Genomic DNA, 15091 nt, shown 5'->3' with positions numbered 1-15091 from the left:
CGCTCATACCGCCACCGGCGCCTTGATCGCCGGGTGCGGGTCGTAGCCGTCGATGCGGATGTCGTCGAACTGGAAGCCGAACAGGTCGGTCACCTCCGGGTTCAACCACAGCTTCGGCAGCGCGCGCGGCGCGCGCGACAGCTGCTCGCGGGCCTGCTCGAAGTGGTTCGAGTACAGGTGAGCATCGCCCAGCGTGTGCACGAAGTCGCCCACGCCCAGGCCGGTGGCCTGCGCCACCATGTGGGTCAGCAGCGCGTAGCTGGCGATGTTGAACGGAACGCCAAGGAAGATGTCACCGCTGCGCTGGTACAGCTGGCAGCTGAGCTTGCCGTCCACCACGTAGAACTGGAACAGGTTATGGCATGGCATCAACGCCATCTGCGAAAGCTCGCCCACGTTCCAGGCACTGACCACCAGCCGGCGCGAATCGGGGTTGCGCTTGATCTCGTCCACAAGCCACTGCATCTGGTCGATCTGGCGGCCGTCGGCGGTGGCCCAGCTGCGCCACTGCTTGCCGTAGACCGGGCCGAGGTCGCCGTTCTCGTCGGCCCACTCGTCCCAGATGCGCACCTGGTTGTCCTTCAGGTAGCCGATGTTGGTGTCGCCCTTCAGGAACCACAGCAGCTCGTGGATGATCGAGCGCAGGTGCAGTTTCTTGGTGGTGACCAGCGGAAAGCCTTCGGTGAGGTCGAAGCGCATCTGCCAGCCGAACACGCTGCGGGTGCCGGTACCGGTGCGATCACTCTTCTCGGCGCCATGCTCGAGCACGTGCGCCAGCAGGTCCAGGTAGGGCTTCATGGCTTGCCCTCGGCAGCCACCGGCAACTGCGGCTGCAGCACCGGCGCGCGGCGCGACATCACCAGCAGCACCAGGCCGAAGGCGATCAGCGGCAGGCTGAGGATCTGGCCACGGGTCAGCCAGTCGAAGGCCACGTAGACGCCGTTGTCCGGCATGCGCACGAACTCCACCGCGAAGCGGAACAGGCCGTACATCAACGCGAACAGGCCACCCACCAGGTAGCGGTGGCGCGGCTTGGCCGACACCGCCCACAGCACCACGAACATCACCAGGCCTTCCAGGAACGCTTCATACAGCTGCGACGGATGGCGGGCGTACGGGTTCAATGCGCCGGTGGCGAACTGCGCCTGCAGCGTCGCGTGGTCGAGCTGGTTCAGCGGGGCCGGCAGGCCGGACGGGAACACCACGCCCCAGGTCCCGTCGGTGTACTTGCCCCACAGCTCGGCGCCGATGAAGTTGCCGATGCGCCCGAAGCCCAGGCCCAGTGGCACCAGCGGCGCCATGAAATCCATGGTGTCGAAGAAATGCAGCTTGTGCTTGCGCGACCACCACCAGCAGGCGCCCAGCACGCCGAGCAGGCCACCATGGAAGCTCATGCCGCCGTCCCACACCTTGAACAGCAGCAGCGGGTTGTGCAGGAAATCGCCCAGCGCGTAGAACAGCATGTAGCCGATGCGCCCGCCCAGCACCACGCCGAGCATGGCGTAGAACAGCAGGTCGGAGAAGCCGTTGGCATCGACGCCCGGCAGGCGCCCCGCGGCAATGCGCGTGCGGCCCAGCAGCCACGCTGCGGTGAAGCCGAGCAGGTACATGATGCCGTACCAGTGCACCTTGATCGGCCCCAGCGAAAGGGCGATGGGGTCGATGTCGTGGAAATAGATCATGGAAAACGCCTGGCGGGAGTACGGGTATTTTAGCGCCCCTGCCCCGCCCGGGGCCGGGGCCGGCACGGGCGGAGGACCACGCCGCAGATCAGGGTTCAGTCCAGGATCTGCGGCGCGTCAGGCAACGCGTCATGCTCGGACCGCGTGGCGGCCGGAAAGTGCCCTTCGATCAGGCTGGAGACCTCGTCGATGGCATCCTGCAATGCCTCGACCGGATGGGCCCCGCGCAGGCCCTCGCGCAGGTGGGTGCAGACCCGCTGCCACTGCGCCGGGCTGACCCGGCCGTGCAGGCCACGGTCGGCAACGATCTCGATCGCGTGATCGGCCAGCAGCAGGTAGATCAGTACGCCGTTGTTGTGGGCGGTATCCCAGGTTCGCAGGCGCGCAAAGGCATGCTCGGCGGCCTGGCGCGGGGTCACCCTGTGCCACAGCGCCCCCAGCGGCAGGTCCGCTTCCACCGCGAACATCACCTGCCCACCGTGGCGCTGCTCACCGGCCGCGATGGCCTCGGTGATCGCCTGCAATGTGGCCGGCGGGAAGGCACGCCGCACCGAGGGCGAGAATACATGGCGGAACAGACGTTGGATCATCACCAGCCTCCCGAAGCGCCACCGCCACCGGAACGGCCGCCGCCACCGCCCCAGCCACCACCACCACCAAATCCACCGCCCCCGCCGAAACCGCCTCCGCCACCCCAGCTGCCACCGCCCCAACCGCCACCGCCGGCAAAGCGGCCCGGGTGGCCGGACAGCATCGCCACGATCAGGCCGACCACGCCGGCCAGGCCACTGGCCAGCAGCGTGGAGGTGAACAGGAATGCTGCCAGCGCCGCACCCGCGCCGCCGAGCAGGCCGCGCAGCGGACGCGGCACGCGCGAGAAGACCCCGCGCAGGATGCTGCCAGCGAACACGCCGATGAACAGCGCCAGGAACCAGGTATCGCCACCACCACCGGGCTCGCGCCCGCGATGGCCGCTGACCGGTGCCGGCAGCGGTTCGCCGTCGATCAGCTTGACCAGCACCGCCGTGGCATCGGTGATGCCGCCGGCATAGTCGCCGCTGCGGAAGCGCGGGACCAGGTATTCCTGGATCACCCGGTTGGCGATGGCATCGGGAATGGCGCCTTCAAGGCCGTAGCCCGGCTCGATGCGCACGCGCCGGTCATCCTTGGCCACCACCAGCAGCACGCCGTCATCCACGCCCTTGCGGCCGATCTGCCATTGGTCGAAGACCCGCGTGGTGTATTGCGCGATGTCCTCCGGCTGGGTGGTGGGCACCACCAGCACCTGCAGCTGGCTGCCCTTGCGCTGCTGCAGCTCGATCGCCTGCTGCACCAGCGCCTGCTTCTGCGTGGCGTCCAGCGTGCCGGTGGTATCGACCACCGGCGAGTCCAGCGCAGGAATCGGCGCCAGCGGCTGTGCCTGCGCTGCCAACGGCAGCCACAGCAGCAGGGCCAGCAGCGCAGTGGCCAGGCGCATCGGTCAATGGCCCGGCTGCGGCGCCGGCTGCTGCTGCGGCGCGTTGCCGAAATCGACCGCTGGCGCGTTGGAAATCTGCGCTTCGTTGTCCACCGTGAAGTTCGGCTTGGTCTTGTAGCCGAAGATCTTGGCGGTGATCACCTGGGGGAACGAACGGATGTAGGTGTTGTAGTCCTGCACCTGCTGGATGTAGCGGCCGCGCGCAACCGTGATGCGGTTTTCGGTGCCTTCCAGCTGGGCCTGCAGGTCGCGGAAGTTCTGGTCGGACTTCAGCACCGGGTAGTTCTCGGTGACCACCAGCAGCCGCGACAGTGCGCTGCCGAGTTCACCCTGGGCCTGCTGGAACTGCTTGAGCGAGGCTTCGTCGTCGGCGTTGACGTTGATCTGGCCGACGCGCGAACGGGCGTTGGTGACTTCGGTCAGCACGCGCTCTTCCTGGCTGGCAAAACCCTTCACCGTCTGCACCAGGTTGGGCACCAGATCGGCGCGGCGCTTGTACTGGTTGAGCACTTCGGACCAGCTGGCCTTGACCGCCTCATCCTTCTGCTGGATGGCGTTGTAGCCGCAGCCGGAGAGCAGGGAGGCCAGCAGCATCAGGGGCAGGACACGGGTGAACAGGCGCATGGCGGAGGTTCCGGGTGGACTGGGCACCGAGCATGCCACGGTTCGGGTGAAAGACCGGCCATCGGGCGCCGCCCCCTCCGCGGTGGGTGGCAAGGAAGCGTTATCGGGGTCGGCCGGGAGGGTGGGTTGGCTGGGGGGCGCTGCAAGTACGTCCATGTAAGCTCGGTCGCCGCATCCATGCGGCTCAGGCCCCCAGCCAACCCACCCTCCCGGCCACGGACAATTTCCTGCGCACCGCGGGAGGATCAAAAGAAAAAATGAAAAGCAAAAGCCGGTTCTTCAGGCATTCGTGTCGACCAAGGTCGACACCTACCAGAGCGGAACGCCGTTACGACAGATCGCGGGAATCTGTCGAAGGCGGGGTGGGTCCGGTTGAGGGGGCGTGAGTCGCGTGGATGCGGCGACCGAGCTTACATGGACGTACTTGCAGCGTCCCCCTCAACCGGACCCACCCCGCCAACCCACGGAATGCAGGCTTTTGCCGTTGACGTTGACGTTGATTCGGCGGGTGCAGGGCTGCAAGCCCTGCCGGAATCCAACACCCCTCAGCAGGCCTCAGCCACCGCAGTGCGGGGACGCCCCAGCCACGCCAGCAGCAGGCCCGATGCCGCCAGCAGGCCACCGGCCACCGGAATCGCGGCATAGCCCAGGCCCGAGCTGATCACCGCACCGCCCAGCGCCGCACCCACGGCATTGCCCAGGTTGAACGCACCGACGTTGATCGACGACGCCAGGCCCGGCGCCTCGCTGGCCGCCTGCATCACCCGGATCTGCAGCGGCGGTACGAGGGCGAAGGTCGCCGCGCCGAACAGCAGCACGCCGAGGGCGGCGGTGGCATGGCTCATGAAGGCCAGCGGCAGCACGAACATCAGCACCGCCAGGACGGCCAGCAGGATCCGTGTGGCGCCATCCAGCGACCAGTCGGCCATGCGCCCACCGATGCCGTTGCCGAGGGTGAAGCCGATGCCGATCAGCGCCAGCGAGATCGCGATGAAGGTATTGGAGGCGCCGGTCAATTCGGTCAGCACCGGTGCGACGTAGGTATAGAGGGTGAACATGGCACCGGCGCCGAGCACGGTGGTGGCCATCGCCAGCAGCACCGGCGGCTGCAGGATCGCCTTCAGTTCGCGGCGCACGTCCGGGCGCGGCCCCGGTGCAGATGCCGGCAGCGCGAAGCCCAGCGCGGTGATTGCGATCAGGCCCAGCGCCGCAGTACCGGCAAAGGACAGGCGCCAGCCCAGCTGCTGGCCGACCCAGGTCGCCAGCGGCACGCCGCCGATGTTGGCGATGGTCAGGCCCATGAACATGGTGGCCACGGCGGCAGCCTGCTTTTCCTTCGGCACCAGGCTGGCGGCGACCACCGCACCGATGCCGAAGAAGGCGCCGTGGTTGAGGCTGGTGACCAGGCGCGACAGCAGCAGCAGCCCGTAGTTCGGCGCCAGCGCGGACAGCAGGTTGCCGACCACGAAGATGGACATCAGCAGCATCAGCGCGGTGCGCTTGCCGAAACGGCCCATCAGCAGGGTCATCACCGGCGCGCCCAGCATCACGCCCACGGCGTAGGCGGTGATCAGCATGCCGGCGGTGGGGATGCCAACCCCCACGCCGTCGGCGATGACCGGCAACAGGCCCATCGGGGCAAATTCGGTGGTTCCAATGGCGAAGGCGCCAACGGCAAGCGCCAGCAAGGCGGCTCTGGAATTCATGGGGGGTTTCCTGGGGGGCGGGAATCGGGAGTGCGTAGCCTGCGCGCTTTGCTGCGCCGGATTAAGCCTCGGCCCGGGAAAACACTGTTGATCCTGATTCACAAGTGGAGGCCGGAACGCCGTCGCAAGTGCAAAAACCGCAGCGCCGTTCGTTGTAGAGCCGCGCCCCACAACGCAGAACCCCCGGCCAGGCCGGGGGTTCTGGGTGACACACGTGCCAATGGCGCGCTTACCAGTTGCCGGCGCCCGGCACGTTGTGTTCGCGGGCGCGGCGGCGCATCAGCAGGTTCAGCCACTCCACCAGCACCGAGAAGCCCATCGCGGCGTAGATGTAGGGCTTGGGCACGTGCACGTCCAGGCCGTCCAGGATCAGCACCGCACCGATCATCAGGATGAAGGCCAGGGCCAGCATCTTCACGGTCGGGTTGGCGTCGATGAAGCGGCCCAGCGGGTTGGCGGCCAGCAGCATCACCAGCACCGACAGCAGGATGGCCGCCACCATCACCGGGATGTGGTCGGCGATGCCGACGGCGGTGATCACCGAGTCAAGCGAGAACACGATGTCGATCACCGCGATCTGGGCGATCACGTAGCCGAACACGGCCGAGGCCTTGGTGGTGCTGGGGTCTTCGTCCTCGCCACCGCTGATCAGTTCCTTGATCTCCATGCAGCCCTTGATGATCAGGAACAGGCCACCAACGATCAGTACCAGGTCGCGGATGGAAATGCCCATGCCGGCCACGGTGAACAGGTTGGCCGCCATGTGCGCCAGGTAGGCCAGCGAGACCAGCAGGCCGATGCGGGTGATGCAGGCCACCGCGATGCCCAGCTTGCGTGCGAACGGACGACGCTCTTCCGGCAGCTTGCTGACCGCGATGGAAATGAACACCAGGTTGTCGATGCCGAGCACGATTTCCAGCGCGCTGAGCGTGAACAGGGTCACCCAGGCATTGGGGTCGGCGAGGAACTCAAAGGACATGGAAACTCTTCAAGGCAGTGGGGGAATGGGGTTTCAGCCGTAGCTGCCGGCCAGCGCGTGCGGAACCACGACCAGCGCCCAGCACAGCAGCACGTTCATCATCAGCACGAACACCGCTGCCGAGCCCATGTCCTTGGCGCGGCCAGCCAGCTCGTGGATCTCGCTGCCGTAGCGTTCGATCACCGCTTCGATGGCCGAGTTGGCAAGCTCCATCGCCAGCACCAGCAGCATCGAGCCGATCAGCAGCGCGCGTTCGACCGGGGTCTGGCCCAGCCAGATCGCGACCGGAGTCAGCATCACCAGCAGGTATACCTCCAGCCGGAACGAGGACTCGTGCAGCCAGGCGGCGCGCAGGCCCTGCCAGGACCAGCGGGCGGCCTGGAAGATGCGGCGCGGGCCGCGGGGCATGTGGCCGAACTGATCAGCCACGGATGGAACATCCAGCAACAGGGGCGCGGCGCAGCGACCGCTCAGACGCACGGCAGGAAATCATGGGTGCACAGGAATAGGCAGATGGCCGCCATTTTGCCACAAGGCCGCCAACCGCACCCCGCACCGGCCCGCTGAACGGCCTGCCAGGGGCAAGCACCGGGCTGGGCCGTGCTTCTATGATGGAGCTCCCCTTGCCTGCTGGAGCGCCTGATGTCCCGTCGCCGTACCTGCCTGCTGATGCTGGGCCTGCTGACTGCCGCACCGCTTGCCCAGGCCCTGAGCCCGGCCAGGCCGCCGCAGGTGCCCGAACAGGTCTCCAATGTGGCCTGGGCCGGCGACATGGCCCGCTTCGCCAGCGCCGACCAGGCCAACCCGCCGCCGCGTGGTGGCATCGAGTTCATCGGCAGCTCCTCGATCCGCTTCTGGGAGAGCCTGGCCACCGACTTCCCCGGCCAGCCGGTGTTCAACCGCGGCTTCGGCGGTTCGGAAGTGCGCGACAGCACCTGGTATGCCGGCCAGATCGTGGTGCCGTATGCGCCGTGCAAGGTGTTCTTCTACGCCGGTGACAACGACCTCAACAGCGGCCGCAGCGCCATGCAGGTGCGAGATGACGTGGTCGCCTTCGTGCAGCGCGTGCACCGCGACCTGCCGAAGACCAGGGTCGAGTACCTGTCGATCAAGCCGAGCCCGTCGCGTGCGCACCTGCTGCCGGCGATCAACGAAGCCAACGCGCTGATCAAGGCTGCGCTGGCCAGGCTGCCCAACACCGGCTTCACCGACATCTACACGCCGATGCTCGGCGCCGATGGACAGCCGGACGCGACGCTGTTCCGCGAGGACATGCTGCACATGACCCCGGCCGGCTATGCGATCTGGACCAAGGCGCTGGCGCCGAAGGTCAACTGCAACTGAGGCACTGTGGACGTCGGGCATGGCCCGGCGCTACCGCACCCCATCCACGCATGGCCTGGATCTACCGACATTTCAGCGGAATGGGGTCAGAGCCGGTTGCGCCGCAACGGGATCCGACCCCGGCAGGTCGCCGCGTTACCGGAAGACCACCGTGGCCTCGGTGCCCTTGCCCGGCTGGCTGGCCAGGCTGACCTTCCAGCCGAAGCGGTCGCACAGCCGGCGCACGATCGACAGGCCCAGGCCGGTGCCCTGCGGGCGGCTCGGCTCGGCGCGGTAGAAGGGTTCAAACGCGCGCGACAGCGCCTCGGCGGACATGCCGATGCCGGTGTCGCGCACCACCACCCGGTCATTGAGCACGTGCACGTCGATACGCCCTTCGTCGGTGTAGCTGCAGGCGTTGCGCACCAGGTTGCTGACCACCACCTGCAGCACCCGCGGCGGCGCGTGCAGCTGCACCGGGCCTTCGCTGTGCAGGTGCACTGACACCAGACGCGTACCCAGCAGTTCGTTGGCGTTGTCCACCTCGTAGCGGACGATGTCGTTGACGTCGAACAGCTCGATCTGGGGTTCGACGTCGGCCTCGCGGGCCAGGATCAGGAACGCGTCGATCACCGCTTCCATGTCACGGCCGGCGCGCTGGATGCGCTGCAGGCTGCGGCGCAGGCGCGGCTGCAGGGTTTCATCGCCCAGGGCCATGTCGCTGGCCACGCGGATGACGGTCAACGGCGTGCGCAGCTCGTGGCTCGCATCGCGGGTGAAATTGCGCTCGCGCGCCACGTGCGCGCTGACCCGGTTGGCCAGCGAATGCAGCGCGGCCGCCAGCTGCCGGGTCTCGCCCTGCATGTCCGCGGGCAGCTTGTTCGGTTCCAGGTCGGCCGCTTCCGGGTGGCCCGGGTCCCAGCGCGAGACGCGCCGTGCCAGCCAGTTCACCGGCGACACCAGGCGCTTGGAGGCCCGGTAGGTGACCCAGCTGGCGCCATACACCGCCAACAGGGTCAGCAGCACCGGCACGATGCCGAACCAGAACGCCAGCATCTCCGCACGCGAACGCAGGAACACCAGGTACAGGCGGCCGGCCGGACGCACATCGACCAGTACCAGCTGGTCATCCTTGGGCAGCTCGTGGAAACCGGGTTCCAGGTTGCGCAGGTTGGCCGGCAACGACAGCGCCGACTGCCCGCTTTCCAGCAGGTAGCCGCGGATGTTCTGGGTGTTGGGCGGTGGCTGCACCGGCGAGGCCTCGTGCAGCGTCCAGTAATAGGCCGCTTCCTCGCGCAGGGCGGCGCCGACCAGGCTGTGCTTGATCACCAGCGAAACCAGCCAGGCACCGAGCAGGATGCCCAGGCTGGCCAGGACTGCCTGCAGGATGAAGGCGATACGGATCTTGCGCGGCAGGCCGTGCGGCATTGCGGGGTCCCGGTCAGAGCGCTGCGATTATAGGCAGCGCGCTGCGCCGTAGTCGTGCACGGAGGATGACCGGCGGCAGTGCCGGCCGGTCATCCGTGCCCGGTGCGGGGGTCGTTGCCCGGCCGGGCCTGATGCTGCACCGGCCTGGCCCCGATCAGGCCATCGGCTGGGCGATATCGGCAATGCGGTAACCGGCGCTCTGCACGGTGTGCAGCAGCGGACGGTCGAACGGCTTGTCGATGATCTTGCGCAGGTTGTACAGATGGCTGCGCAGGGTGTCCGAATCCGGCAGGCCATTGCCCCAGATCTCGCGTTCGATCTCCTGGCGGGTGACCACGCGCGGCGATTCGCGCATCAGGATGGTCAGCAGGCGCAGGCCGATCGGCGACAGCTGCAGTTCGGTACCGGCACGGGTGGCCCGCATGCTGACCGGATCGAGCACCAGGTCGGCGACCTTCAGCACTTCCGAACCCACCTGGCGGCGTTCACGGCGGATCAGCGCGCGCAGGCGGGCTTCCAGCTCCTGGATCGCGAACGGCTTGGTCAGGTAGTCATCGGCGCCGAAACCGAGGCCGGTGAGCTTGTCGTCCAGCGTGTCGCGTGCCGTGAGCATCAGCACCGGGGTGGACTTGCGCGCATCGTTGCGCAGGCGACGGCATACTTCGATGCCATCCAGGCGCGGCAACATGAGGTCGAGCACCACGACGTCATAGCTGTTCTCCGCCGCAAGGCGGTAGCCATCCAGGCCGTCCTGTGCATAGTCGACTTCGAAGCCGCGACCTTCCAGGTATTCCCCGATCATCTCGGAGATGTTGCGGTTGTCTTCGACCACCAGCACCAAGCCGGAGGTCTCCTTCGTCTGACGCATGTGATTCCCTCTAACTTCAGCTTTGTGAAACATGCCGGATCGACGGTGGACGCGATGTGAAGTTCCGTCAAGAGGGTTGTAAATCGTTCAGAGCAGGGGCCGCAGGAGTGGCCAGACGTTGTCCAGCACCCTCGATTGCGCCTGCGCCGTGGGGTGCAGGCCATCGGCCTGCATCATGCCCGGCTGCAGGGCCACGCCCTCCAGCAGGAACGGCAGCAGCGGCACCTTGTACTGCGTGGCCAGCGCCTTGTAGGCCGCCGCCAGGCGCTGGCGGTAAGCGGGCCCATAGTTGGGCGGCACGTCGATGCCCAGCAGCAGCACCCTGGCGCCGGCCTTCTGGCTGGCCTGTACCATCTTTTCCAGGTTGCCCTGCACCTGTGCCGGGGTCAGCCCGCGCAGCGCGTCGTTGCCGCCCAGCGCGATCACCACCACCGTCGGCTTTTCCTTCGCCAACAGGCCCGGCAGGCGGGTCAGCGCGCCGGCCGTGGTTTCCCCGCTCATGCTGGCATTGACGATGCGCGCCGGTGTTTTCGACTGTTGCCTGACCCGCTGCTGCAACAGGCTGACCCAGCCGGCGTCGGCAGGGATATTGTGGGCAGCACTGAGGCTGTCGCCGAGCACCAGCACCGTACCTGCCGGGTCTTTGGCTCCGGCCAGCCCGGGCAGCAGCAATCCCAGCAGCAGCACCATCATCGCGCCGGCTCGCCGGCTCCATCCCGTCTTGCGCATTGGAGTCTCCTCATCGACAGCCTGTCCCCCCGCAGCACGCCCGTCGCCATCGCCGTCGACCAGGTCGGCAAGTCCGTGCAGGGCCCGGAGGGTGAAGTCCACATACTGGACAACATCACCCTGACCGTCCATGAAGGCACCAGTGTGGCCATCGTCGGCGCTTCGGGGTCCGGCAAGACCACCCTGCTCGGCCTGCTGGCCGGACTGGACCTGCCCAGCCGCGGCCACGTCGCGCTGGCGGGCCAGAACCTGGGCGACCTGGATGAAGAAGCACGGGCCCAGCTGCGCGCGCGTGCGGTCGGCTTCGTGTTCCAGAGCTTCCACCTGCTGCCGGCGCTGACTGCCGCCGAGAATGTCGCGCTGCCGTTGGAACTGGCCGGACGCGAGGACCGGGCGCGGGTGGACGAGGTGCTGGCGCAGGTCGGCCTGGCCCATCGCGCCCGCCACTACCCGCGCCAGCTGTCCGGCGGCGAGCAGCAGCGCGTGGCGCTGGCACGTGCCTTCGTCACCCGCCCGCGCATCCTGTTCGCCGACGAACCGACCGGCTCGCTGGACCATGCCACCGGCCAGCACATCAGCGACCTGCTGTTTGAACTCAACGCCGGCAGCGGCACCACCCTGGTCCTGGTCACCCACGACCTGCGCCTGGCCCAGCGTTGCCAGTACATCCACCGCATCGATGACGGCCGCCTGCTGCCGGTCGAGCGTGGGGCACAGGCATGAACGTGCTGCGCCACGCGTGGCGCGCGCTGCGCCGCGAGGCGCTGGCCGGCGACCTGCTGACCGTGTTCGCCGCGCTGGTGCTGGGCGTGGCGGTGATGACTGCGGTGGGCACGCTGGTGAACCGGGTCAACCTGGCGCTGACCGGCAGCGCGGCGGAAATGCTCGGCGGCGACCTCGGCATCGCCGGGCGCGATGATCCGCCGCAGGCATTCGCCGACGAGGCGCAACAGCGCGGCCTGGCGCATACCCGCATCGCCAGCTTCGGCAGCGTGCTGTTCAACGGCGATGCCAGCCAGATGGCCAGCATCAAGGCGGTACAGGCGGGTTATCCGCTGCGCGGCACGCTGCGGGTCCGGGCCACGCCCGGCGGTGCGTTGATCGCCGATGCCGGCATGCCGCCCAAGGGCCAGGCCTATGCCGACCCACGCCTGCTGCAGGGGTTGGGGCTGAAGGCCGGCGATGACCTCGAGTTCGGCGCCGGCACGCTGCGCATCGCCGGCATCATCGAGGCCGAGCCGGACAGCGGTGGCGACCTGCTGACTCTCTCGCCCACCCTGCTGGTCAACCGCGCTGATGTGGAGGGCACCGGCCTGCTCGGCCCGGGCAGCCGTATCAACTACCGGCTGATGTTCGCCGGCGCAGCGGAGCCGATCGCGGCGCTGCGCCAGTGGCTGCTGCCGCAGGTGAAAGGCCTGCGCCTGCTGAGCGTGGACGACACCCAGCGTGGCGTGCGCCAGGCATTCGATCTGGCCGGGCGCTTCCTCGGCCTGAGCGCGCTGCTGGCGGTACTGCTGGCCGGTGTGGCCACCGCGCTGGCGGCCAACCGCTTCGCCCTGCGTCGCATCGACCAGGTGGCGATCCTGCGCTGCCTGGGCGCACGCCAGCGCGACATCCTGCTGGGCCTGGCGCTGCAGCTGCTGATGCTGGCGGTGCCAGCCTGTGCGCTCGGCATCGGCCTGGGCATGGCCGCGCAGGAAGGCCTGGTGCAGGTGCTGGGCAGCCTGGTGCCGCAGCGCCTGCCGCTGCCGGAAGCGATGCCGGCGCTGACCGGTGCCGGCATCGGCCTGCTGCTGCTGTTCGGCTTCGGCCTGCCACCGCTGCTGCGCCTGCGCGGGGTGCCGCCGATGCGGGTGCTCAACCGTTCCTTCGCCGCCCTGCCGCCGGCGTCGCTGCTGGCCTATGTGGCGGCGCTGGCGGCCAGCCTGCTGCTGGCGGTGCAGGTCACCGGCGATCTGAAACTGGCGCTGTGGGTGCTGGGCGGCCTGGCCGCGCTGGCGCTGGCGGCCGGTGCGGTCGGCTTCGTGCTTCTGCAGCTGCTGCGCGGCCTGCAGCACCGCCTGCATGGCAACTGGCGGTTGGGCCTGGCCGCGCTGACCCGGCGCCGGCTGCTGGCGGTGATGCAGCTGGTGGGGCTGTCGCTGTCGCTGTGCGCGTTGTTGCTGCTGGCGGTGACCGGACCCGGCCTGCTGCAGCAGTGGCGCGAGCGCCTGCCTGCGGATACGCCGAACTACTTCCTGATCAACATCCAGCCCGAACAACGCGACGGTGTGCTGGCCGCATTGCGTGGACTGGGCGCCGGCGACGCCAGTATCGAGCCGATGGCGACCGGCCGCCTGATCGCGATCAACGGCAAGCCGCCGCTGCGCGTGGACCAGGCCGCCGCCGAGGGGAACGGCGCGAACAACGGCCCGCGCGAGGACGACGACGAGAACCGGCCGCTGAACTTCAGCTGGCGCAGCAGCTTCCCACCCGCCAATGCGCTGCTGGAGGGCCGCTTCTGGCAGGCCGGCAGCACCGCGGCGGAAGCCTCGGTGGAAACCGGCTGGGCGCGGCGCTACGGCGCGCACCTGGGTGATCGCATTACGATTTCCGTAGGCGAGCAGCAGCGCGAGTTCACCGTCACCAGCATCCGCAAGGCGGACTGGAACACATTCCGCCCGAATTTCTTCGTGCTGTTGAACCCCAATGCGGTGGGCGATACCCCGCACAACCTGCTGTCGGCCTTCCATCTGCCGTCCGGCAACGCGGCCGGGCTGGGCGAGCTGGTGCGCGCGCAGCCGAACCTGTCGCTGCTGGACGTGGACGCGGTGATCTCGCAGGTGCGCGATGTGATGGAGCGCGTGGCGCAGGCAGTGCAGCTGGTGATGGTGTTCAGCCTGCTGGCCGGCGTGCTGGTGCTGCTGGCGGCGCTGCAGGCCACCGCCGGCGAGCGCCGCTACGACAGCGCGGTGCTGCGCACGCTGGGCGCGACCCGGCGCCAGCTGCGCGGCGCGGTGCTGGTGGAGTTCGGCGCGCTGGGCACGCTGGCGGCGTTGCTGGCGGTGGGCGCGGCCGCAGCGATCGGCGTGGCGGTGTCGCAGAAGGTGTTCGAGCTGCCCTTGCTGCCGCCGTGGCCGGGCCTGCTGATCGGCGGCGTGGTCGGCATCGGCTTGAGCCTGCTGGCGGGCTGGTGGGGTACGCGGGCGATCCTGCATACGCCGCCGGCATTGGCGCTGCGCGAGGCCTGAATCGGTTGCGCCTCCGGATGGCGTGCCGAGCAAGCCCGGCCCCCACCGGCAGCCGGTGAATGCGGTGCCGGGTACCCCCGGCACCTCTCTCCATCGCGGCGATCAGCCTTCCTTCGGCGCCTTTTCCACGTACTTGGCGAACACCTCGTCGATCTGCTTGTCCTTCACCTTTTTGCCGGACTGGATCGCTTCGGCCTGGGTGAACAGCGGAATGATCATCGCCATGCCATCGATCTTGGTCTTCAGGTGCACGCCCGGGGCCTGGCCGAGGAAGCCGTCCCAACGCTGGCGCACCTTGGCCCAGTAGCCGGCAGTGGCCTTCCAGTAGTCACGCGCCGGGGTGAAGTCGACCTCGGTGGTCTTCACGTAGTCGTTGAAGCCGAACTCGCGTGCGATCTCCACCTGGCTGCCGTCGGCGTTGCGCTGCACCTTGGTGTTGAACTGCTCGTGGGTCCAGCCATTGGGCGTGAGCGTGTGGCGGTTGACGACGGCCAGCGCGTTGTAGTCGCTGCGCTTGGTGTACTCACGGCGCGGCAACGGGCGCCAGCTGAGGTCGCTGGTCCAGCTCGGCACGTTGTTGGTGTAGCTCCATTTGCCGGTGCCGCAGTAGCGCGGTGCGTCGCTCACTTCGTACACGCACTGGGTCCAGGCGCCCTGGTTCACCGCCGCGGGAATGCGGCGTACCTGCCAGGTCTGGTCGGCGCTGAACTCGAATCGGTTCGGTGCTTCGTAGACCCAGTCCTGGCGCCAGTGCTTGGTGATGTGGCCGCTCTTCTCGTCCAGCAGCAGGTGCTGCAGCACGATGCGCTTCGGCGTGTCCTCGACCACGATCACCAGTTCGTTGCCGCCGCTGCGCATCGCCGGGGCGCGCTCGTAGCCGGGCTTCAGCCGCACGGTCTCGTCGAATGCGAAATCGACGGTGTACTCGCCCTGCATGGCAAGGATGCTGTCGTGGTCGCGGGCGATGCCGGAGGGCTGCGCGCTGGCCACGCCGCTGGTGGCGAGCAGCAGCAGGACGCTGGCTGTCTGGAGCTTCATCGGGGTC

Annotated in this window: 15 protein-coding genes; 3 read left to right on the top strand and 12 right to left on the bottom strand. The window is 68.3% G+C overall.

Going from position 1 to position 15091, the window contains the following annotated elements:
• Positions 1-3: 3 nt before the first annotated feature.
• From AC5P5W_RS12365 to AC5P5W_RS12330, 8 genes are all read right to left on the bottom strand, one after another.
• The gene (locus AC5P5W_RS12365) at positions 4-798 is read right to left on the bottom strand and encodes a thymidylate synthase (protein WP_046428910.1); all 795 of its coding nucleotides are present in this window, start codon (positions 796-798) and stop codon (positions 4-6) included.
• Positions 795-1682 carry a prolipoprotein diacylglyceryl transferase gene (lgt, locus tag AC5P5W_RS12360; RefSeq protein WP_046428907.1) on the bottom strand — a complete coding sequence of 296 codons (888 nt, stop codon included), beginning with the start codon at positions 1680-1682 and terminating at the stop codon, positions 795-797. Before lgt ends, AC5P5W_RS12365 begins: the two co-directional genes overlap by 4 nt.
• A gap of 95 nt (positions 1683-1777) precedes the next feature.
• Entirely contained in the window at positions 1778-2272 is a 495-nt protein-coding gene (locus tag AC5P5W_RS12355; RefSeq protein WP_032955917.1) for a TPM domain-containing protein, read from the bottom strand.
• On the bottom strand, positions 2272-3159 hold the full coding sequence (locus AC5P5W_RS12350; RefSeq protein WP_049420663.1) for a TPM domain-containing protein: 888 nt from the start codon (positions 3157-3159) through the stop codon (positions 2272-2274). The genes AC5P5W_RS12355 and AC5P5W_RS12350 overlap by 1 nt, the downstream gene beginning before the upstream one ends.
• A 3-nt stretch (positions 3160-3162) precedes the next feature.
• Entirely contained in the window at positions 3163-3783 is a 621-nt protein-coding gene (locus AC5P5W_RS12345) for a LemA family protein (protein WP_005415338.1), read from the bottom strand.
• Between the two features lie 545 nt (positions 3784-4328).
• Entirely contained in the window at positions 4329-5489 is a 1161-nt protein-coding gene (locus tag AC5P5W_RS12340) for an MFS transporter (protein ID WP_014645977.1), read from the bottom strand.
• 229 nt (positions 5490-5718) lie between these two features.
• The gene (locus tag AC5P5W_RS12335) at positions 5719-6468 is read right to left on the bottom strand and encodes a TerC family protein (protein WP_005408127.1); all 750 of its coding nucleotides are present in this window, start codon (positions 6466-6468) and stop codon (positions 5719-5721) included.
• Positions 6469-6501: 33 nt separating this feature from the next.
• A complete protein-coding gene (locus tag AC5P5W_RS12330; RefSeq protein WP_014036025.1) occupies positions 6502-6897 on the bottom strand; it encodes a diacylglycerol kinase in 396 nt (131 codons plus the stop codon).
• 213 nt (positions 6898-7110) lie between these two features.
• Here AC5P5W_RS12330 and AC5P5W_RS12325 point away from each other — a divergent pair, with 213 nt between their 5' ends.
• Positions 7111-7812: an SGNH/GDSL hydrolase family protein gene (locus tag AC5P5W_RS12325; protein ID WP_014645976.1), complete on the top strand. Its 702-nt coding sequence runs from the start codon at positions 7111-7113 to the stop codon at positions 7810-7812.
• Positions 7813-7947: 135 nt separating this feature from the next.
• Here the strand turns inward: AC5P5W_RS12325 and AC5P5W_RS12320 are convergent, their stop codons facing one another.
• The 3 genes from AC5P5W_RS12320 to AC5P5W_RS12310 all read right to left on the bottom strand — a co-directional run bounded on the left by AC5P5W_RS12320 (position 7948) and on the right by AC5P5W_RS12310 (position 10816).
• A complete protein-coding gene (locus AC5P5W_RS12320; RefSeq protein WP_014645975.1) occupies positions 7948-9219 on the bottom strand; it encodes a sensor histidine kinase in 1272 nt (423 codons plus the stop codon).
• Between the two features lie 154 nt (positions 9220-9373).
• Positions 9374-10087 carry a response regulator transcription factor gene (locus AC5P5W_RS12315; RefSeq protein ID WP_002811889.1) on the bottom strand — a complete coding sequence of 238 codons (714 nt, stop codon included), beginning with the start codon at positions 10085-10087 and terminating at the stop codon, positions 9374-9376.
• A gap of 87 nt (positions 10088-10174) precedes the next feature.
• Positions 10175-10816 (bottom strand): arylesterase, encoded by a 642-nt coding sequence (locus tag AC5P5W_RS12310; protein ID WP_032956728.1) that lies wholly within the window; start codon positions 10814-10816, stop codon positions 10175-10177.
• 75 nt (positions 10817-10891) lie between these two features.
• On the opposite strand from AC5P5W_RS12310, the gene AC5P5W_RS12305 reads away from it, so the two are divergent.
• On the top strand, positions 10892-11539 hold the full coding sequence (locus AC5P5W_RS12305; protein ID WP_075076551.1) for an ABC transporter ATP-binding protein: 648 nt from the start codon (positions 10892-10894) through the stop codon (positions 11537-11539).
• Positions 11536-14046 carry an ABC transporter permease gene (locus tag AC5P5W_RS12300; protein WP_049440166.1) on the top strand — a complete coding sequence of 837 codons (2511 nt, stop codon included), beginning with the start codon at positions 11536-11538 and terminating at the stop codon, positions 14044-14046. Before AC5P5W_RS12305 ends, AC5P5W_RS12300 begins: the two co-directional genes overlap by 4 nt.
• Before the next feature lie 102 nt (positions 14047-14148).
• Here AC5P5W_RS12300 and AC5P5W_RS12295 read toward each other — a convergent pair whose 3' ends face one another.
• The gene (locus AC5P5W_RS12295) at positions 14149-15084 is read right to left on the bottom strand and encodes a DUF6607 family protein (protein ID WP_197574896.1); all 936 of its coding nucleotides are present in this window, start codon (positions 15082-15084) and stop codon (positions 14149-14151) included.
• Positions 15085-15091: the final 7 nt, after the last annotated feature.

This window comes from Stenotrophomonas sp. YJH_SMC_123 (genome assembly GCF_059368215.1).
The sequence above is the reverse complement of the archived record's forward strand: the minus strand, read 5'-3'. Positions and strand labels throughout refer to the sequence as shown.